The organism is Cupriavidus sp. 05T41 (genome assembly GCF_056396525.1).
This window is the reverse complement of sequence record NZ_JBFTLQ010000028.1, coordinates 1-20758: the sequence shown is the minus strand read 5'-3', so window position 1 is coordinate 20758 and position 20758 is coordinate 1. Positions and strand designations below refer to the sequence as shown.

Annotated in this window: 16 protein-coding genes and 2 pseudogenes; 12 read left to right on the top strand and 6 right to left on the bottom strand. The window is 62.0% G+C overall.

Annotated elements, in window-relative coordinates; all coding sequences use genetic code 11:
* Positions 1-48 precede the first annotated feature (48 nt).
* The 4 genes and pseudogenes from fdhA to AC1DKV_RS17900 all read left to right on the top strand — a co-directional run.
* Positions 49-1251 (top strand): formaldehyde dehydrogenase, glutathione-independent, encoded by a 1203-nt coding sequence (gene fdhA / locus AC1DKV_RS17915; RefSeq protein ID WP_477137726.1) that lies wholly within the window; start codon positions 49-51, stop codon positions 1249-1251.
* Positions 1252-1504: 253 nt separating this feature from the next.
* Positions 1505-3043, top strand: a complete 1539-nt coding sequence (locus tag AC1DKV_RS17910; protein WP_477137725.1) for a 3-hydroxyacyl-CoA dehydrogenase — start codon at positions 1505-1507, stop codon at positions 3041-3043.
* A gap of 982 nt (positions 3044-4025) precedes the next feature.
* Positions 4026-4208 (top strand): annotated as a pseudogene (locus tag AC1DKV_RS17905) (response regulator transcription factor); the annotation flags it as partial.
* A gap of 96 nt (positions 4209-4304) precedes the next feature.
* Positions 4305-4538, top strand: a pseudogene (locus AC1DKV_RS17900) (response regulator transcription factor); the annotation flags it as partial.
* A gap of 277 nt (positions 4539-4815) precedes the next feature.
* Here AC1DKV_RS17900 and ribA read toward each other — a convergent pair.
* Positions 4816-5484, bottom strand: a complete 669-nt coding sequence (gene ribA, locus AC1DKV_RS17895; RefSeq protein WP_441620956.1) for a GTP cyclohydrolase II — start codon at positions 5482-5484, stop codon at positions 4816-4818.
* 64 nt (positions 5485-5548) lie between these two features.
* Entirely contained in the window at positions 5549-6679 is a 1131-nt protein-coding gene (gene ribBA / locus AC1DKV_RS17890) for a bifunctional 3,4-dihydroxy-2-butanone-4-phosphate synthase/GTP cyclohydrolase II (RefSeq protein ID WP_477137724.1), read from the bottom strand.
* Between the two features lie 160 nt (positions 6680-6839).
* Between ribBA and AC1DKV_RS17885 the strand changes: the two genes are divergently transcribed.
* Entirely contained in the window at positions 6840-7541 is a 702-nt protein-coding gene (locus AC1DKV_RS17885) for an aldehyde dehydrogenase family protein (RefSeq protein ID WP_441620831.1), read from the top strand.
* 204 nt (positions 7542-7745) lie between these two features.
* On the opposite strand, the gene AC1DKV_RS17880 is transcribed toward AC1DKV_RS17885, so the two are convergent.
* Positions 7746-8717 (bottom strand): GlxA family transcriptional regulator, encoded by a 972-nt coding sequence (locus AC1DKV_RS17880; RefSeq protein WP_441620829.1) that lies wholly within the window; start codon positions 8715-8717, stop codon positions 7746-7748.
* On the opposite strand from AC1DKV_RS17880, the gene AC1DKV_RS17875 reads away from it, so the two are divergent.
* On the top strand, positions 8677-9537 hold the full coding sequence (locus AC1DKV_RS17875) for an HD domain-containing protein (RefSeq protein ID WP_477137723.1): 861 nt from the start codon (positions 8677-8679) through the stop codon (positions 9535-9537). The two genes, AC1DKV_RS17880 and AC1DKV_RS17875, sit on opposite strands and share 41 nt — an antisense overlap.
* Positions 9538-9968: 431 nt before the next feature.
* Complete coding sequence (locus AC1DKV_RS17870; protein WP_477137722.1) at positions 9969-10922, top strand: AraC-like ligand-binding domain-containing protein; 954 nt, start codon at positions 9969-9971, stop codon at positions 10920-10922.
* A 56-nt stretch (positions 10923-10978) separates the two neighbouring features.
* On the opposite strand, the gene AC1DKV_RS17865 is transcribed toward AC1DKV_RS17870, so the two are convergent.
* Positions 10979-12016: a carbon-nitrogen hydrolase family protein gene (locus AC1DKV_RS17865; RefSeq protein ID WP_477137721.1), complete on the bottom strand. Its 1038-nt coding sequence runs from the start codon at positions 12014-12016 to the stop codon at positions 10979-10981.
* 570 nt (positions 12017-12586) lie between these two features.
* Here AC1DKV_RS17865 and fusA point away from each other — a divergent pair.
* From fusA to AC1DKV_RS17840, 5 genes are all read left to right on the top strand, one after another.
* Positions 12587-14626: an elongation factor G gene (gene fusA, locus AC1DKV_RS17860; RefSeq protein ID WP_477137720.1), complete on the top strand. Its 2040-nt coding sequence runs from the start codon at positions 12587-12589 to the stop codon at positions 14624-14626.
* Positions 14627-14878: 252 nt separating this feature from the next.
* Positions 14879-15904 (top strand): sigma-54 interaction domain-containing protein, encoded by a 1026-nt coding sequence (locus tag AC1DKV_RS17855; protein ID WP_441620819.1) that lies wholly within the window; start codon positions 14879-14881, stop codon positions 15902-15904.
* A gap of 174 nt (positions 15905-16078) precedes the next feature.
* A complete protein-coding gene (locus AC1DKV_RS17850) occupies positions 16079-17440 on the top strand; it encodes an acyclic terpene utilization AtuA family protein (protein WP_477137719.1) in 1362 nt (453 codons plus the stop codon).
* Between the two features lie 23 nt (positions 17441-17463).
* Positions 17464-17784 carry a DUF4387 domain-containing protein gene (locus tag AC1DKV_RS17845; RefSeq protein WP_441620815.1) on the top strand — a complete coding sequence of 107 codons (321 nt, stop codon included), beginning with the start codon at positions 17464-17466 and terminating at the stop codon, positions 17782-17784.
* Positions 17785-17844: 60 nt separating this feature from the next.
* A complete protein-coding gene (locus tag AC1DKV_RS17840) occupies positions 17845-18852 on the top strand; it encodes a tripartite tricarboxylate transporter substrate-binding protein (RefSeq protein WP_441620813.1) in 1008 nt (335 codons plus the stop codon).
* Positions 18853-18904: 52 nt separating this feature from the next.
* On the opposite strand, the gene AC1DKV_RS17835 is transcribed toward AC1DKV_RS17840, so the two are convergent.
* Both AC1DKV_RS17835 and AC1DKV_RS17830 read right to left on the bottom strand, forming a co-directional pair.
* Positions 18905-19729: a MetQ/NlpA family ABC transporter substrate-binding protein gene (locus AC1DKV_RS17835; protein ID WP_441620811.1), complete on the bottom strand. Its 825-nt coding sequence runs from the start codon at positions 19727-19729 to the stop codon at positions 18905-18907.
* A gap of 290 nt (positions 19730-20019) precedes the next feature.
* Positions 20020-20718, bottom strand: a complete 699-nt coding sequence (locus AC1DKV_RS17830; RefSeq protein WP_477137718.1) for a hydrolase — start codon at positions 20716-20718, stop codon at positions 20020-20022.
* Positions 20719-20758 lie beyond the last annotated feature (40 nt).

The window sequence follows — 20758 nt, the reverse complement described above, 5'->3', positions numbered from 1 at the left end:
CCAAGTCACTGACCCACCGAGGTGGGTCGCATAAATATGGAGGCATCAATGAGTACCAATCGTGGCGTGGCCTATATCAGCCAAGGCGTTGTCGAAGTCCAGAACATTTCCTTTCCGAAACTTGAAGATCCCCGTGGCCGCCGAATTGATCACGGCGTGATCTTGAAGGTCGTCTCKACCAATATCTGCGGATCCGACCAGCATATGGTGCGCGGCAGKACCACCGCGCCGGAGGGTCTCATTCTCGGGCACGAAATCACCGGGGAGGTCGTGGAGGTGGGTCGCGACGTTGAGACACTGGCGCGTGGAGACATCGTCTCGGTGCCATTCAACGTCGCGTGCGGGCGTTGCCGGACTTGCAAGGAGCAGCATACCGGTGTCTGTCTCACGGTGAATCCGGCGCGTGCCGGTGGCGCGTACGGCTATGTCGACATGGGCGGCTGGGTCGGCGGGCAGGCAGAGTATGTGATGGTGCCGTATGCGGACTTCAATCTATTGAAGTTCCCTGACCGGGAGCAGGCGCTTAGCAAGATTCTCGATCTGACCTGCCTTTCCGACATCTTGCCGACGGGCTATCACGGCGCCGTCAGTGCCGGCGTGGGGCCAGGCAGTACAGTCTACGTCGCGGGTGCTGGTCCGGTCGGGCTAGCGGCAGCGGCATCGGCAAGACTGCTGGGCGCAGCCGTGGTGATTGTGGGCGATGTGAAGCCGGCACGGTTGGTGCATGCGCGCCAGGTCGGATTCCATACTGTGGACCTTTCGCTGGATGCCACGCTGTCCGATCAGATCGAGCAGATCCTTGGTGAGCCGGAGGTCGATTGCGCCGTTGATGCGGTCGGTTTTGAGGCGAGAGGGCATGGGCATGCAGGCGCGCAACAAGAGGCGCCCGCTACGGTCCTCAACTCGCTGATGGAGGTAACCCGCGCGGCCGGCAAGATTGGCATTCCTGGCCTGTATGTTACGGATGATCCCGGTGCGGTCGATTCAGCGGCAAAGCGCGGGGCGCTGAGCATCCGCCTTGGCCTCGGCTGGGCGAAGTCGCACAGCTTCTTCACGGGACAGACACCCGTGATGAAGTACAACCGCTCTCTCATGCAGGCCATTCTTTGGGACCGGCTCAAGATCGCGGAAGTGGTGGGTGTAGAGGTGATCTCCCTGGACGACGCTCCCAAGGGCTACGCGGCCTTTGATTCCGGCGCGCCAAAGAAGTTTGTGATCGACCCGCATCAGATGATTGCGAAGGCTGCTTAGGGAGGGCGGGGTGGCAGCAAAACGGAGGGCATCTTACGACGTCGCTTCACATAAACTGCCCCGGTCGTTGGCACTCCGGATTCCCACTAGACGGAAGATTCAGGCGCAACGGGCCACACTGTTGCGAAGTTTGTCTGCGCCGACGGCGGCGCCATGGGCACGCTCAATGCTTGCGGTTGCGAATACGGCGCGCAAGACCAGCTTTATTTGCACTCTAGGCCGAGCGAAGTGCAGGGAATATAAGTGATACGAGATGGTACTTGATCCAGCTTCACCAGAGCTCGTGCTAGCGATAGTAGGTACGGGCGCCATGGGCCGGGGCATTGCCCAGATCGCGGCACTGGGCGGGATCACTGTCCTGCTGTATGACGCACGGGACGGGGCAGCCGAGGAGGCGCGGGGTGCCGTGGCTAGCGCGCTGTCCCGCCTTTCATCGAAGGGGCGTTTGCCGKAGGAGGATGCCCATGCTGCCGCCGGGAGGCTGGTAACGGTCGATGTGCTCGATGACGTCAGACCTGCCCATATCGTGCTGGAGGCGATTGTCGAAGACCTGGAGGCGAAGCGGGCCTTGTTCCGCGCGCTGGAGGCAATCGTCTCACCCGGCTGCGTTCTCGCGACGAATACCTCTTCACTCTCCGTAACTGCTATCGCGGCCGCCTGCGCGCGGCCGGAGCGAGTCGTGGGTTTCCACTTCTTCAATCCGGTTCCGCTGATGAAGGTCGTCGAGGTCATCGATGGCGTCCGGGGCGATCGTGCGATTGGCGACGCCATGATGGGACTGGCGAAGCGCTTGGGCCACGCTCCGGTCCGCGCCAAGGATACTCCTGGCTTCGTGGTCAATCACGCCGGCCGTGGATTCGGCACTGAAGCGCTGCGGCTAATAGGCGAGGACGTTGCCACCCCATTGGAGATAGATGCGATCATGCGGGATCAGGCGGGGTTCAGGCTCGGTCCTTTCGAACTCTTCGATCTGGTCGGGCTCGACATTTCCGTGCCGGTGATGGAATCGGTCTACCGGCAATACTTTGACGAGCCGCGTTTCCGCCCATCAGTGCTGGCGACCCAGCGCCGCGCTGCAGGCCTGCTCGGACGAAAGAGCGGGGAAGGATACTACCGCTACGTCGAGGGTAGTCCGGTCCGGATGAAAGCGCAGGCGCTGCCGCAGGATCGGCCCAGCGCCGTGTGGATTAGTCCGGCGGATCCGGTTTTGGCTCAGCGAGCGGTCGATCTGTTCACCGCCTTGGGGACACCGCTGGAAAGCAGTGTTTGTCCCAGTGCGCAAGCGCTATGTATCGTGACGCCTCTGGGTGAGGACGTCAGCAGTTGCTGCGCACGGGAGCTATTGGATGCGAGACGCACAGTCGGGCTGGATCTCTGCTTTGATACTTCCCGACGGCGTACGTTGATGCTTTCCCCCGTGACGGACCCGGCTTTTCGGCGTGCGGCTCACGGTGCGCTCGGCTCCGATGGCGCGGGCGTGAGCATTGTGCGGGACAGCGTGGGGCTTGTGGCCCAGCGGATCGTGGCGACAATCATAAATATCGCTTGTGATATGGCACAGCAGGGGATCGCAACTCCGGCGGATATTGATAGGGCAGTTATGCTTGGTCTTGGCTATCCGATGGGGCCACTCACGTGGGGTGATCGTCTGGGAGCGCGTACGGTGCTGAAGTTGCTCGACAACATGATGCAACTGAGCGGCGACCCGCGGTACCGGCCTTCCCCCTGGCTTCGTCGGCGGGCACAACTGTCTGCCTCGCTGCATTCTGAAGAGCCGGCCTTGTCATACTGAACACCAGACAATCGCGAACGCTGAGTTGTGTAACGCCACTCACGGAGGCACCGTTCGCAATGCGGCTCGCGGTGGCATGCATATCTCGATTATCCCCGCCCGTCGTGCGACCCACGAATTCAGCGATGCAATAGAGAACGATCCCGGCGCTTCGCGATGAGGCCGAGCAAAGCTCCACGCTCCACATTCCACTCTTTGGGGCGAACACTGGCACCAGTGCGGGAACCATGGGTCATGGGGAAAACGTAACAAGAAKATGATTTCAGAGCAATTTAGGGACACGTTGCGCGTCGTGGCCGAACTGACCACGACGCAGTTCGAGGAGTTGCAGGCAACGATGGAAGGTATGCAGGCCAAAGACACCCATCATCCGGCCATCGGGATGGGACATGGGGGAAAGCTCGCGATTGTCAACAGGGAGGCGGCGCTTCCTCGAGCGTTGCAGACCAGGGGAGGCGTGATCCCTGGACGCGTCCATCCTGGGAGTTCAACCGGCTCCAGGCCTGCCGCCATGGACAGCTTGCCTTTCGTGGCCACATTCAGTAGCGCGAATTCGTCACTGGCAGCGACCGCCAACGATCCTCAGAAGGCCAGCTCCTTCCCGATCGTAGTGCGGGTGGATATGGCGGATGACGCAACTGTCGTTGCGCAAACGCCAGCAAGCGGATTCACACAGAATGMCGACGCCGTGGCGGATTCAGGCGTGTTCCCCGAGCAGCAATGCGCCGTCCTCGTTCTGCTGCTTGAAGTGTTGCCCGACAAKGTGGTAGCGCAGCATTTCTCCATGACGGAAAGGGCTGCCAAGGAGCACGACATTGCGGTCATCTGGCGGCTTGGTGTAACCAGGCGCAAGCAAGCCATTCTGATTGCAAAACGCCAACCGCTAGCACAGGCCCCAGGCTGTAAGCACTCGCGTACCAATCCCGGCGCACGGGACGACAACAGCCCCACTCGGCAGGTCGGGACAATCACTTCGGCGCCGCCCGCAGGGCTGGGTCTTACCCAACGCCAGGGAACGGTACTCAATTTGCTTCTCGAGGGATTATCCAACAAGCTCATTGCGCGCCGTCTCGGTCTGGCTGTAAACACGGTGAAGGAACATGTGTCTGCCATCTTGCAGCGGCTCGACCTGCGCTCCCGTGCTGAAGTAATCTCGCTCCTGGAACTGCGCGTGGGCGCCGAGCAGACGGGTGGCAGCTTGTCACTCACCGCCGCGCCGGCAGGCGTGCAGGATAGAACGACCGAATCGGCACAGCGTACCCAAATTACCCCGGAAGCCATGGGCCTGACCCAGCGCCAGGGCTCAGTCCTGATTCTGCTACTTGAAGGATTGCCAAATAAGGTCATCGCACGGCGCCTGGGCTTAACGKAGAATACGGTCAAGCAGCACGTGTCCGGCATCCTGCAGCGGCTGAGACTGCKAACCCGGACCGAAGCGATTTCGCGAATGAAACGCTACCATGTGCGACACATGGCAACGGTTGGCCAGCCTTGAGCATCGCCAGTTGCAGTCGACCCACCCTCCGCCGCCCCCAGTGTGGCCCGCGGGCACGGGTGTGTCGTCGGTGTGGATTCTGTCGGTTCACATCGCATACTGGCGAATGGTCTCGCCCCGCGGTCGCAGCAGCGCACTACTTGATGAATTGGAGGGGGATTGTGCGTGATCCCCTATCGCAGGCATTCGTCGATCACGCAGTTGGTCGGTCAACTGCAGCGATCGTGTCCGGCGCCGGACGCGTACGCCAGGTCTATGTTGGCATTAAGGGCTGCATCTACAGATGACCCATTTTCTCTCGCTTGGTCCGCAGGTAGCGCCGATTCTCGGCGTTCTCGGGAATGTGCAAGGGCACTTGTGCCAGGACATTCAGCCCGTGCGCAGCCAGGGCTGCCCGCTTCGTGGGATTGTTGCTGAGCAATCTCACTGTGCTGGCGCCAATGTCGAGGACAATATGGGCCGCCTCATCGTACGTGCGGGCGTCGACGGCGTGGCCGAGATGGGTATTGGCGTCGACGGTATCGAACCCCGCGTCCTGGAGCCGATACGCGAGGATCTTCTCCGCAAGTCCAATGCCCCGGCCCTCATGGCCGCGTACGTAGACAACGATGCCGCAGCCCTCGTCTGCAATACGACGGAATGCAAGCTGGAGCTGCTCACCACAGTCGCATCTGAGTGACGAAAATGCGTCGCCGGTCAGGCACTCGGAATGCACTCGGACCAGACATCCCGGTGTTTGTGCGGGATCTCCCATCACTAGCGCAATATGCTCCAGGCCGGTMGTGGTGCTTCGATATGCAATCGCCAGAAAGGTGCCGGTAGAGAGCGGTAGCCTGGCCTCGCCACAACGCTCGACCAGCCCGGTTGGCTTTGCGGATATGGCCGGAAACCGTAGCCTCCGGGCGTCGCGCAGTCTCTCCAGATGATGGTGCTCCAGCGGGGTCATGATGTCTATTTGTTCAGCKGCGKACATGCAAATTCTCTCGATGTTGGGGCGTATGGCGGTGGGGCTAGGCCGCCCAAAGGTTGGCTTTGGCTATCGCGGCCGGAGCTTCCAGAAACGACACCACCTCCAGCCCATAGCCGGCCATGCTTGGCAGACGCCGTGGGCTTGCCAGGAGCGTCATCCTGGCGATGTTCAGATCGCGCAGGATTTGCGCTCCAATGCCGTGCGTGCGCAGGTCCATTGGCTTTTGATCAAGCGCGCCACCGTCAGGCGCTGACATGTGCGACGCCAGGGCTTCCGGATCCTCGCCACAGTTCAAAAGCAGGGCGGCACCTCTCCCCGAGGCTTGCAGCTTTGCAAGTGCTCCCGACAGGGACCAGGAGTGCCGGTTGGTATTCACACTTAGAAGATCCATCATCGACATGGGTTCATGCACCCGAACGAGTACTTMGTCGGCAGCCGACCACTGGCCGCACGTTAGCGCAAGATGTGTTCCTCCGAGGTGGTCACGGAAGACGATGCAGTTGAACTCGCCCTGTGCAGTGTGCAGTATTTGCTCGGAGACTCGCTTGATCAGTGTTTCATTGCGGCTGCGGTACTCGATCAGATCTGCAATGGATCCGATTTTGAGACCATGCCTGCGAGCGAAGATCTCCAGGTCTGGCATGCGGGCCATGGTCCCGTCGTCGTTCATGATTTCGCAGATGACGGCAGCGGAAGAGCGGCCTGCCATCGCCGAAAGGTCGCAGCCGGCCTCCGTGTGCCCCGCCCGCACGAGTACGCCGCCGTCACGGGCCTGCAAGGGAAAGATGTGCCCCGGCTGAACGAGATCGCCCGGTGTTGCATCTCGTGCAACCGCTGCCTGCACGGTTCTGGCGCGGTCGGACGCCGAGATCCCGGTAGTGACGCCGCGGGCCGCCTMGATGGAGACCGTGAACGCGGTGCCGTGTGCAGCACCATTGCGAGTGGTCATCGGTGGCAGGCGCAGGCGCTGGCAGTGCTCGCGTGTCAGTGTCAGGCAGATTAGCCCGCGACCATGCTTGGCCATGAAATTGATGGCATCCGGGGTGATGTGGTCGGCGGCGATCACGAGATCGCCTTCGTTCTCTCGGTCTGCATCGTCGACCAGTATCACCAAGCTGCCGGCAGCGAGATCGGCCAGGAGTTCCGGGATCGTAGATAGAGAGGGGTTCATGGGTACTCTAGGTTGGGATTGCCGCTGTGCKGGCTTGTGGCCGGCGGTGAGTGTTGCTCTTGGCTTCTATTGAAGCGTCTCGAGTGGCACAGATCTAGCCAGATAATGGGCAAACGATGTCCGGAAATCCTCGGCACCACCCCGCCGATATCCGCGCCCTATGCTGAGCCTGCGCGATATCGAGGAAGTGCTGTTCGAGCTGAGCGGTGACCCTGCGTGCCAATGCCAAACGTTTGAAAAGTTCTTTGACAACAAGACGGCCGGCAACCCCAACTACACCTCGATCATCGATGAGCGTCAGTACAAACGCATCCAGAGACTGCTCGATGATGCGCGCGCCAAGGGCGCGCGCATCGAGTCATGCGGGCCGATGCCAGTTGGCAAAGAGCGAACGCTGCCGCTGCAGATCGTTACGGACGTCACCCCCGACATGCTGGTGATGACCGAAGAACTCTTCGGCCCCATCCTGCCGGTCGGCCCGTACGACACGATGGACGAGGCGATCGGCTTTATCAATGAGCACGCGCGGCCCCTGGCCCTGTACTGCTTCAGCCGCGACCGCGCCGAGCGCGACGATTTACTCGGCCGTACGCACTCGGGCGGCGTCTCGGTCAACGACTGGGGCTGGCATGTGGTGAATCACGACGCACCCTTCGGCGGCATCGGCAACTCGGGCATGGGCAACTATCACGGGGAAGAGGGCTTTCGCGAGTTGTCCCATGCCAAGACCGTGTTCAAGCGGCAGCGCTTCTTCCCCATCGACCTGTTCTATCCACCCTACGGAACGGTMATCCAGCGCCTGGTACTGCGGTTCTTCCTCGGCCGGGCCGATCCCGCTCTGGGGGCCTCGAACAAGCACTGAAGCAAGAGTACGGCCACGACGATATGGGCCGTCGTTGGCMAGCACGTTCGGTCCGGTGTMCACTTTCGGGCGCGGTGCGCTACCGCAATGCGCACGGGCGGGGCTGGGACGGCCGCGGCGCCATGCCGGACTGACTGTAGCGGGCGATCCGCGCCAGGCAGACGGTGGAACATTTCCGGGTGCCCATCGCGGGCCCGCAAGCACCTAGCTCGCTGCGCTATCCTTCGCGAAGCGTTCTGCGTAATTTTTTGGGGTCACCCCGAACCGACGCGTGAACGCCTTGCGTAGCACGTCAAAGCTGTTGTAGCCATAGCGCCGTGCGATTTCCTCCGTCGACCGCCCACCTAGTTCGAGCGCCCGGCACACTGCTTCGAGTCGGACGGCCTCGACGTACTTTGCTGGCGTAGTCTTCAGTTCTCGCTGGAAGGTGCGTATCAACGTCCTGACGCTGGTTGCGAGCCTATCTGCCAGGACTTCTACCGTAAGGCTCGCTTCGAGGTGCTCGCTGATCCAGAGGCACAGTTCATCCAGGCTTGAGCCGGCCGTGCGCTGGGACTGAAGGGCGACGCTGAATTGCGCCTGTCCGCCCGGACGTCGCAAGAATAGGACAAGATTCTTGGCGATCTCCAAGGCCACATTGTCCCCCATGTCTTCGCCGACCAAGGCAAGCGCAAGGTCGATACCCGCCGATACTCCAGCGGAGGTGTAGATGTTTCCGTCTTTCACCCATATTGGAGTCGGATCGACCTGCACCTTGGGATAGCGTTCGGCCATGCTTTGCGCCACACCCCAATGGGTCGTTGCCCTGCGACCATCMAGGAGTCCTGCTTCAGCCAATGCGAACGCTCCGACGCATATCGAGCATATGCGCCGCACTGTCCGCGCGCGCGTTCGGAGCCACTCCATGGTGGCCTTGTCCAGCTGATCTGATGATCTGAAGCCCGAAGCCACGATCAACGTGTCGATTGGCCTGTGTGCACGACGCTCCTGTTCAAGCGTCCTGTGTCCCTTGAGTCCAATGCCGGTTTCGCTCTCGATGTATATGTCGGCGCCCGCACAAACCAGTTCCAGTGCATAGGGTGCAGTTTTGCCCTCGTGAAGCCGATTCGCGAAGGCAAATACTTCCGCCGGGCCGATGACGTCGAGCGCATCGACGGGTGGCAATCCCAAGATCACAACTCGCCTCGGCATCGCCCCTGCACGCGGGCCGCGTGATGTCTTCCGTTCCCTCATCGAGGCCTCGCCTTCCGACCAAAAGCCCATTCTGGCACAAATCATCCAAAAACAGTCATTTTTGCCAACCCCGGGCGACCTACACTGGGAACCTGATCAACTTGATATTTGCGGAGGACATGTGGGCACACCTGTCATCATCGGGGGCGTTAGCGATCCCGATTCCGAGCTTACCCGTAAAGCTGCCTCGCTCGTCGAGCGCGTCCATTCCAAAGCGATGTGGGGTCACGTACACCGGACGTGGTGGTGGTCTGAATTCCTTGGTCAGAAGCGTGGGTTGAAGTATGACCGCGAGGCCGTCTACCTTGCCTCGTTGCTGCACGACCTGGGACTTACGGAAGAATTTGCTGCCGATCAACGCTTTGAAGTCGATGGCGCCGATGCCGCCAGCCKATTCCTGCTGGCKAACGGCTACGCGGAATCGAAGGCACAACTGGTCTGGGACGCGATCGCGCTTCACGCCAGCGCCGGCATCGCCGACCGCAAGGAGCCGGAAGTCGCTCTTGTCCACATGGGTGCCCATGTGGACGTCATGGGGCTCTGGATCGAGGAACTTACACCGTCCCTCATCGACGATGTCCTGCAACTCTATCCGCGTCTGGGATTCAAAGCCGCGTTTCAGGCGGCGCTAGCTGAAGTTGCACGGAAGAAGCCCCACACGGCAATTGGCACGGGACTAGCAGATATCGGACGTCGTCACGTGCATGGTTTCGAGATTCCGAACGTTTGCGACCTRCTCGACCACGCCCCTTTCGAAAGCTGAACCGCGGTCTTGCCGGAGAGGATGGCTCTCCGGCAGCTGAGACGCCGTCCTGATTCGATAAGCTCATTGTCGATTGCAGGTCACGAAGCGGCAATTATCAGCAGTTGCGGCGGCCATCCGCCGGTTCGTCGCCGAACTGTGACGCGGTGTCCTCAAGCCCAAATCACTTGGGGCTTGTTACCCGGTTTATTGAAATCGTCTGGCTGATGTCCCTTACCCCCCCCTCAAGCCTAATCCACGTCGCTTGAGGTGCGGCGGGTCAATACAGTTGGCCGTCCGCCGCAAGCGGTCCGCCGCGACGCACGCGTGGATTCCTGAAAGCATGTTGTGCGATGGCTGATTGCTCACCGGAAATGGCGTGCGCGGGCTTGTGCTGTTCAGCGAGTGGCATCAATCCAGGACTCACCGATGTCCTGTTCATGGGTTAGACGATGAAACGCACAAGTACCGATTCCGCACCTGTCGGCGAGCGGCTGGACTATTGGCGAGACGCTATCAGTCGCGCCTTCGTCAAGCTGGACGTTGACCCCGCCAAGCTCAATGGAGGGCGGCAGTTTTCTGGTTGCATCGCCCAGAGCGATCTCGCGGACATTGAACTTGCGGTGGTGAATTCCAGTGGCCAGCATGTGCGACGGACTTCGCGACTGATCCGGCAGACTCAGGAGGAACTGTTCCTGGTCAGCTTCCAATTGGCAGGTGAGGGGGAAGTACGCCAAGATGGTCGACGTGCGGTACTTGCAGCTGGCGATTTTGCGATCTATGACAGCACGCGTCCCTATGAACTCGTGTTCCGGGAGGACTTCGAACAACTGGTGGTGACGGTGCCACGCGACCGGCTGCGGGTGCGAGCACCGTCGGCGGAGCGGTTGACGGCCGTCGCCATTCGCGGCAGTCAAGGCATAGGGCGCCTGCTAGGGGAGTTGGTGGCGGGATTGCCAGAGCATGCAGAGGCGATGGCTGGTCAGACACAGGCGTCTGTTTCCGACGCCGTGCTCGATCTCGTCGCTGCGGCTCTTGCGACTTTGCCGGCTTCGCAGGCCGGATCGCTACCGACCTTGAAGCTGTTTCACTTGAACCGGATCAAGTCCTATATTMACGAACATCTATCCGACCCGGACTTGAGCATCAGCTCGATCAGCGAAGCGCTCGGTATGTCCGTCAGCTCACTGTATCGGGTGTTCGAGGTGGAACCGTGTTCGCTTGCCGAGTGGATCTGGGATCAGAGGCTGCAGGCATGTCGGGCGACGCTGCTCGACGTTGCCTGTTCCGGGTTAAGCATCAAGCAGGTCGCTCTGAGCTGGGGGTTCAACGATCCCGCACACTTCAGCCGCGCGTTCCGGAGGCGGTTCGGCCAAAGCCCGGCTGCGTTCCGCTCGCGCGACTAGCAGCCGGGCCGTCCAGTCCCTGTGAGACGGCTTGAACCGAGGCGTCGTTTGAACGCTCAGGCCTGTTCACCTTCTTCGAGCTCGGTATGCTCGACGGCCCGCATGCCCGCGGAGTTGCCGTTTGCGCTTTGGCTGGGCTTCGCATACACGACACGAGGCTTTGGATTGCGGTCCAGCAGCAGTTGTGTCACGTCAGGGCGAGAGTAATGCCCGGCCGGATCAGCAGCTGCCTTCGCGAGGGTGATGGCGGCCAGGTCAATGTCCGCATACAACAGCCCCTCCGCGTCCGCAGGCAGCGGATCGGCCAGCGACCGTCCGTCGGGACCGTAGATTTGCGCGTGGCCGCCCCCCAGCTTGAGGAGCGCTTGCTGCTCGGGTGTCTCGCAAAGCATGTCGATCATCTTTTGCGAAACCGTCGCGCACGGCGCAACCACGAAGCACTGGCCCTCGACCGCATACAACCGACTCGCGGCGTTGTTTACCTCTGGTCCGAGCGCGTAAGCCGCGTCGACGTAAAGGGAGAAGCTGGGCCAGGCGGCGATATGGACCTGCTCATTCTGAGCATACATCGCGTATTTGGTAAGTGGCTGAAGATGTTCCCAGCAGCAAAGGGCGCCAACCCTGCCGAGGTTGGTGTCGTGAACAGCCAGGTCACTGCCGTCGCCTTCGCCGAAGATCGCGCGTTCGACATGCGTGGGTTTCAGCTTGCGGCGCGTGGCAATGGTCTTCCCTTCAGGGCTCAGGATGGCCTGGGCAATGTACAGGCTTCCAGCGTCTTTCTCGCTGAAGCCAAGCACAACGGTGATGTTGCAACGCGATGCCGCTTGGGCGACGCGCTCAAACTGCACGCTGTCGATGACCATCGAATTGTCGTGGTATGCCTGGATGAATTTCATTCCCCAGATCGGCGCACCAAGCCAGGCAAACCACGGATAGCCAGGTATCCACGTTTCAGGGAAGGCAATGAGACTTGCGCCGCCTCGGGCGGCCTCTTCGATGAGCGCAATCGTCTTGTCAATGGTTGCCTMGAGATTCAGAAACTCTGGCGCCGCCTGGACAGCAGCTACMCGATAGCGGGGATGTTCAATGGGCATAGTGGTCTCCTGATGTGTGGTGCCCAAGCATAGGCGGAAAAGATCCGACTCCCTTGTCTGAGATTCCTGCCTGTCTTGTGCTGGCTTCTTGGGATGCCTTGCTTGCGTGGGCGAACTCATATCAGACTACGCAGCTATTCGCTGAGGGCTTTAGCGCTTCACTCGCACCGTCGTTCTATGCGKGGCCGCTGCGGAGCTCGTACGCGTTGCTGAAGTCCAATCCACAGCGGCTAAAGTGCGAGCAAACCCGAAGTGAGCAGAATGCATACATAACCTACGAATAGAACTGCACGGCTTGCAGTTTTGCCTGTGCGCTTCGCAGCCTCGCCTTCCGTCAGGGATCTGATCGCAACTGGCTCGGCATAGGACTTTCGGTCATCCATTCCGGCCAGGATTCACCTGCCGGATACTCGGGCTAGGGCTTGTCAGGCGCCAGACACTTGCTGACGAGTCCGGCATATCGCTGAAGGTGTGCGCAAACGGGAAGCGTTCATATAGATTACCCCGTATGGCACACACGTCCTTTTTCGCCAATAATGACCCCACATCCATCACTGGACGAGGGCGACCATGCGATACAGTCCCGATGCCATCCGCACCGTCGCCCTGGTCGGGCATGCCGGGTGTGGCAAGACATCGCTTGTCGAAGCGCTGCTGCACCAGGGCGGCGCCTTACACGCGCCCGGCAGCGTGGAGCGCGGCACCACGGTCAGCGATTTCGACCCGTTCGAGCGCAAATATCATCACTCGCTGAACTCTGCCGTMGTCCATCTGCACTATAGGGACACGCGCATCTATCTGCTGGATACTCCCGGATATCCGGACTTTTCGGGGCTGTCGATCAGTGTCCTGCCCGCTGTAGAGACTGCCGTCATCGTCATCAATGCACAGACCGGCATCGAAATGACCACCCGGCGCATGATGGCGTGGGCGGAGGAACGCAAGCTCTGCAGAATGATCATCGTGAACGGTATTGATGGCGAAAAGGTCGACCTTCCGGGGCTTCTGACGCAAATCCAGGCGACCTTCGGCATGGGATGCCTGCCCATCAATCTGCCGGCGCAAGGCGGCCGCGAGGTGGTGGATTGCTTTTTCAACCCTGCCGGCGACGCCGATTTCCTGTCTGTTGCTGCGGCGCACAACGCGCTKGTCGATCAAGTGGTCGAGATCGACCCAGCCCTGATGGAGCTATACCTGGAGCAGGGCGAGGCCATCAACCCGGAGCAGTTGCACGAGCCCTTCGAACGGGCGCTGCGCGAAGGTCATCTGGTGCCGATCTGCTTCACGTCAGCGGCCAACGGCGCYGGYATCGCGGAATTGCTCGATGTGTTCGTCCGGCTCCTGCCCAATCCCTTGGAAGGGAACCCGCCGCTCTTCTATCGCGACGCTGGCGGCCGCAAGGAAGTCGTGCGCGCCGAGCCGGTCGCGGACAGGCATGTGCTGGCCCACGCCTTCAAGATTGTCATGGACCCATACATCGGCAAAATRGCCGTGTTTCGCATCCATCAGGGCACGATCAGGCGCGATAGCCAGCTTTATATCGGTGACCGGCGCCAGCCATTCAGGGTCGCTCATCTCATGATGCTGCAGGGCAAGGAGCACGTGGACGTCACGCAAGCCGGGCCAGGCGATATCTGCGCCACGGCCAAGGTCGACGAGATCGGCTTCGATGCCGTGCTGCACGACGCCCCCGAGGACGGCAACATCCACCTGACCCCGCTCCACTTCCCCATGTCCATCTATGGTCTGGCGATCGAGCCTGCACGCCGAGGCAACGAGCAGCGCCTCTKGGAGATTCTGCAGAAACTGAGTGCGGAAGACCCGTGCCTGCGCATCGAACACCCGGCCGGCACCAACGAGACGGTGGTACGCGGCCTGGGCGAGTTGCACCTGCGCCTCATGCTGKAGCGACTCTCCGAGCAGTACAAGCTCGAGGTCGTGACACGGCCACCGACAATCGCCTATCGGGAAACCATCGGCACCAGCGCCGAGGGGCACTATCGCCACAAGAAGCAAACCGGGGGCGCCGGGCAATTCGGCGAAGTCATGCTGCGCGTCGAGCCACTGCCGCGAGGCACTGGTTTCGAGTTCGTCGACGCCGTCAAGGGCGGCGCCATCCCAGGCCAGTTCATTCCCGCCGTGGAAAAGGGCATCCTGCAGGTCATCGACAGCGGACCGCTTGCCGGCTTCCCGATGCAGGACGTGCGCGTCACCGTCTTCGACGGCAAGAGCCATCCAGTCGACTCCAAGGAAGTGGCATTCGTCTCCGCGGGGCGGAAGGCCTTCGTCGATGCGGTGCTGAAAGCCCAGCCCATCCTGCTTGAGCCTATCGTGGACATTGAGGTGATGACGCCGGAAGCGTCGATGGGTGACATCATCGGCGACCTGTCCGCCAAGCGCGGGCAGGTTCACGGCACACGCACGGCCGCCGGCAACGCCGTGGTCGTTGTAGGGCAGGTCCCATTGTCCGAACTCAACGACTATCAATCGCGCCTGAACGCGATCGCTGGCGGACACGGCAACTACAGCATTCAGATCAGCCACTACGATCCGACGCCCCCCGCCCAGCAGGAGCGCATGGCGTCGAAACACAAAGAAGCAGGGCGATAGCGGGGCCCGGCTCCAGCATTAGTACMGTCGGCCGGCCGTTAGCCGGATCTTGATTTGGCCGCCCTGACGGTCCGGCCGGCCCCGGCTTCGCTCGTGGTAGATTCCTTTCGCTGTCTTCACGCCTTTGCGGTGCAAAGCCGAGCGGGTGTTTGCCCTTGCACCGGCTCGCGAGTTGACAGCTTTCTGCGGCAACGGTGACACATTTACATCTGATACGGTCTACGGCTGCTGCTGCACGGCCATCCAATACACATGCATCCTCAATCGTCCGATCTAGTTGGTCATCATCCGTCCATCGTCGCGTTGCGCGACCTGGTGACGCGCGTCGCGCGCAGCCAGGCCCGCACGGTGCTGATTTATGGCGAGACCGGGACCGGCAAGAGCCTGATTGCCCGGATGCTCCATGAGCAGTCTGCCCGCGCCGCGCGCGACTTCATCGATATCAATTGCGCGGCGATTCCAGCCCAGTTACTGGAATCGGAACTGTTCGGCCACGAGCGAGGCGCATTCACCGGGGCCGTGGTCAAGAAGGAAGGGCTGATCGAGGCGGCCAATGGCGGCACGGTATTCCTGGATGAAGTGCGTGAGCTGGACCCGGTGATGCAGTCGAAGATCCTCACGTTGCTCGATACCCGACGGTTCCGGCGCGTGGGTGCGGTCAAACCGATCAGCGTGGACGTGCGCTTCATCGCGGCCACCAACAAGATCCTGCTGGGCGAAGTCAACGCAGGGAATTTTCGCGAGGATCTCTACTACCGCCTGCAAGTCATMGCCATCAATATCCCGCCGCTACGCGAGCGCGGCGACGACATCTTCCTGCTGGCCCATGCGGCGCTGGAACGCTACAACCTGCAGTACGGCAGTCGGATGCGGCATTTCGACCCCGAGGTGGCGCGCATCTTCCGCAGCTATCGCTGGCCGGGCAATGTGCGCGAGCTGGAGAACCTGCTCGAACGGATCTGCCTGCTGGAGGAGGGCGATACGGTGCTGCCCGGGCATTTGCCCGCGCGTATCCTGCGCGAGGTCTCCGGCGCTCGTGCCACGGAGAAGCTGCCCGCGCCGCGGGCCCGTGGCGACGCAGGCACCGATGTGCACGACAATCCGCAGGACGACGGCGGGCTCGACTATTCCACGGCGACGGCTCGCTTCCAGACCGGTCTGGTACGCGCTGCGCTTCGCCACGCCGACGGCAACATCGGCATCGCAGCGGAACGGCTCGGTCTGACGCGCCATGCATTGCGACACCAGATGATCAAGCTGGGTATCACCGATGCGTGAAAATCGCACGCGCTGCGTGTGAATCGCGCGTTAAATCCGCGCATGGTATTTTTGCGTTCCGTTTAGTGCGTTGATTTAAAAGGAGAATTGTCAATTCTTGAGTCTGGCATGGATTTCGCTGAAAGGGTTCCAGGACGGGCATCGGTGCCCGCGAACGCTCTGGAGACCTGACACATGCAGTCACTGAAGATCATCTGCCCCAACGGCCATCTTGGCTTTGCGCCGTTGCGCATCGCCAGCTTCGAACTGGGCGTGGAAGCCGGGCCGGACTACATCGCCGCCGACTCGGGCAGCGATGACGTGGGGCCAGTGCCGCTGGGGTCCGATACCTCGACCAGCCCCGAGGCATGGCAGCGCCACGACCTCGAGCAGATGCTGCTGGCATCGCGCAAGCTTGGCGTGCCGATGATCATCGGCTCGGCTGGCGATACCGGCACCAACAGCCGTGTGGACCTGTACGTTCGCATCATCCAGGACCTGGCCCGCCAGCACGGGCTAAAGCGCTTCAAGCTCGGCTACTTCTATTCCGAGGTGGACAAGGGCCTGCTGCGCGCGAGACTCRACGACGGCGATGCKATCACGGGGCTGGACGGCTTTGCCGACCTCACGCACGACGAACTMGCTGCCACCGAGCGCGTTGTCGCCATGGCCGGCGTGCATCCGTACGTCGAATTGCTGCGCCAGGGCGCCGATGTCATCATCGGGGGCCGCAGCTCCGACGCGGCCTTGTTCGCCGCGCCCGCGCTGCATCATGGCTTCTCGGCGGACCAGGCGTACTACCTGGGCAAGGTGCTGGAATGCGCGTCGTTCTGCGCGGAGCCTTATGGCGGCAAGGAGACCGTGATGGGCACGATCTCGCACGACGATGTGCGCGTCACCGCCATGCACCCCGAGCAGCGCTGCACCGTGGCGTCCGTGGCGGGCCATGCGATGTACGAGCGTTCAAATCCATACGACGAATTCGTGGCCGGCGGCCGCCTCGACATGCGCGACTGCCGCTACGAACAGGTGGACGAGCGCACCACCCGGATCACGGGGTCGCGCTTCCACGCTGACGAAGCGGTGCGCGTCAAGCTCGAAGGCTCTGGCAAKGTGGGCGAACGCTACGTGGGGCTGTGCGGCGTGCGCGATCCATACACGATCGCCAATATCGACCGCGTCATGGCATGGGCCCGGGAGCAGGTGCGACTGCGCTTTGGCGACGAAGGCTACCAGCTTCATTACAGCGTCTACGGGCGCGACGGCGTGATGGGCGAGCTGGAGCCGCTGCGCGACCGGCCCGGCCACGAGCTCGCCGTGCTGGTGCAAGGCGTKGCGCCCACGCGCGAGATGGCCGAGGAAGTGACCATGACCGGGCTGCGCCAGATGTTCTACGCGCGGCTGCCMGACGTGAAGGGCACGGCCGGATCGGTGTCGTTCCCGCTGGACGAAGTGCTGCACGCGAGCGCGGCTTACCGCTGGACGCTCAACCACACCATCGCCGTGCACGATCCGCTGGCGCTGTTTCCCACACACCTCGTCCACGCGGGCGTCTGATGCAAGCCATCCTGGAGCCKAATATGCCTACTCAGAAACTGCACGAACTGGCCAAGACCATCCGCAGCAAGAACGCCGGCGTGAACAAGATCACGTTCGACATCATCTTTCGCGAGGCGGCGCAGTATGAGCGCGTCAAGCGATCCCGCGCGATCACGCGCGAATCGATGGCCGCGCTGTACCGCATTCCGGTGGAGCGCATCTCCGATTTCGTCGAATACGATCCCGCGCTGGCCATCAAGTTCACGATCTATCGAAACCGCCCCAGCGGCTGCGCGGGCGATGGCGACATCTTCGGGGCCCAGCAGTACGCGCCGCTGCTGGACCTGGACGTGCCGGCCTGAGCGGCTCGCCCCCTTGAATGATGTCATTTTCATTTCCACGCTGATCCCGGAGGTGCCGTAATGCGCTGGTATCGAACGACGTATTTTGACATTGCAGGCCGTCTGCTGGCGGCGCTGCTGCTGGTTGGCGCGGCTGGGGCCGCAGGCGCCCAGACTTCTGCGCCAGCGGCGCCCGACGCGGTGCCGCCGCTGGTGCGGCTGGTGGTACCGTTCACGGCCGGCGCCAGCAACGATGTCATCGCTCGCGGTTTGGCCCAAGGTCTGGCTCGGCGCCTGGGCACGACCGTGATCGTGGAGAACAGGCCGGGTGCGGCCGGTGTGGTGGGGTCCAACTTCGTCGCCAAGTCACCGCACGATGGATCGGTGCTGCTGCTGACGTCATCCACGCTGCTGACCGCGGCGGCCACGCAACCGAACTCGCCGTACGACCCGCTCACGGCCTTTGCGCCGGTGGCCATGGTGGCCGATGGGCCGATGCTGCTGGCCGTGTCGTCGGCGATGCCCGCGCGCACGCCCGCGGAGGTGCTGGCCGCAGCGCGAGCCAAGCCGGGCAGCATCACCTATGGGTCCGCCGGCGTCGGCTCGCTGGGGCAGATGGCCACGGAACTGATGTGCGTGTCGTCGGGTGTCAGCATGATGCACGTGCCGTACAAGGGCGCGTCCAATGCGTTGATCGACCTGGCGGCCGGGCAGATCGACGTAATGATCTCCAACTACAGTTCGCTGGCCACGCTGATCAAGTCGGGCAAGGTGCGTCCGCTGGCCGTGACGTCGCACGAGCGCAATCCTGCGTTTCCGGATCTGCCGCCTCTGGGCGCATCGGTTCCCGGCTATGTGGCCGACATCTGGGTGGGCGTGCTGGCGCCGGCCGGCACGCCGGCGCCGCTGGTGGAACGGCTTAACCGCGAGATCGCGGCGGTGGCGACATCGGATGACCTGAAGGCGACGCTGGCCCAGGACGGCGCCCGGCCGTCCGCCGCCAGTGCGGACGTGTTCGGCAAACGGATGAAGCAAGAGCTGGCGTTGTGGAAACGGATCGCCACAGAGCGCAAGATCGTGGCGGAGTAGCGACCAGGCAGGGCATCGCGCTCGGGTGCCGCTGTATCMGTTTGTCGGTGGTTCAGAACGCGGGGATGATCGATCCCTTGAACTGCGCATTGATGAAGTTGCGCACTTCGTCGGATTGATAGGCCTTGACGAGCTTGCTCACCCACGGCTTGTCCTTGTCCTGAGGGCGCGCGGCAATCAGGTTGGCGTACGGGCCGCGTGCATCCTCAATGGCGATGGTGTCTTTCTGCAAGGACAGTCCCGCCTGGTAGGCATAGTCATTGTTGATCGATGCCGCCGCGAGGTCGGGCAGCGCGCGCGGCAGTTGGGCGGCGTCGAGTTCCACCAGCTTGAGCTTGCGCGGATTCTCCACCACATCGAGCGGCGTCGCGTTGACGCCGTTCTGGCCCACGCCTGCTTTCAGCTTGATCAGTCCTGCCTTCTGCAGCAATAACAATGCGCGGTTGCCGTTTGACGGATCGTTCTGGATACCGATCTTCGCGCCCTCCGGAAGTTCATCGACGCCGCGATACTTCTTGGAGTAAATCCCCAGCGGCGCAGTGATCGTCAAGCCAACCGGCACTATCCTGTAGCCGCGCGTCCTGATCTGGCTGTCGAGGAATGGCTTGTGCTGGAAGGCGTTCGCGTCCAGGTCGCCGGATGCCAACGCCTCGTTGGGCTGCAGGTAGTCGTTGAACACCACCACATCGATCGTCAGGCCGTCGCGGGCGGCCACCTTCCTGACCAGGTCGAAGATCTGCTCCTGGTTACCGGCCGAGATGCCCACCTTGATCTTCGTCTTGTCCGGCGCACCTTGCGCCAAGGCGGATCCGATGCCTGCGACCACGCCAATGCCAACCCCAAGCGCCACGATGAGGGCGCGMACCCGCTTGTTCATAGTTATGGTCCCCGAATGGAAATGAGCCGGAAGCGGGCGCTACGCGTGACCAGCATGTCCCGCGCAGCGCCCGCATTGCMGACGGTGGCTCATTGTCGGGGGCGGGCGAATCGGCGCAAAGGAAGGAATCGGTATGACGTTAGTCGTGCGGCGCTGGAACAGCCGCGTCGCCGGTGGCGGCTTCAGAAAGCCAAGACCGCGCTGCGCCGACAGGAACTCGCCAACCACCGCGCCGATCATTTGCATGGTGCCGAAAGCTTCAGCAAGCCTTCGGCACCGACTGGAGGTGATTAGTGCTCGATCACCGGCGCATGCACAGGCGCGATCGATTCGTGCGTGGTTGCCGTACGTTGCGCAGCCTTGTGCACCATCGTGTAGGCATAGTCGATACCCATGCCGTACGCGCCAGAATGTTCCTTGGCCAGGCCGGTCACGGCATCGTATGTGTCGCGGTTCTTCCAGTCGCGCTGCCATTCGAGCATGACCTGCTGCCAGGTCACSGGCACCACGCCGGCCTGGATCATGCGCTGCATGGCGTAGTCGTGSGCTTCCTTGGTCGTGCCGCCCGAGGCATCTGCCACCATGTAGATCTCGTAGTCGCCTTCGAGCATGGCGMTCAGTGCGAAGGTGGTGTTGCAGACTTCGGTCCAAAGCCCGGCCACGACGATCTTCTTGCGGCCGTTGGCGGCCAGTGCGTCGCGCACCTTCTGGTCGTCCCACGAGTTCATCGAGGTGCGCTCCAGCGTTTCCTTGCCRGGGAACACGTCAAGCAGCTCGGGGTAGGTRTAGCCGGAGAACGAATCGCTTTCGACGGTGGTGATCGTGGTCGGCACGTCGAAGATCTTCGCTGCCTTKGCCAGGCCCACGACGTTGTTCTTCATGGTCTGGCGGTCCATCGACTGCACGCCAAAGGCCATCTGGGGCTGGTGGTCGATGACGATCAGCTGGCTGTTGCGCKGGGTCAGGACTTGCAGTTTGGCGTTCGACACGATGTTCTCCAATTAAGGTGATTCAATGATTTTGAGTTTT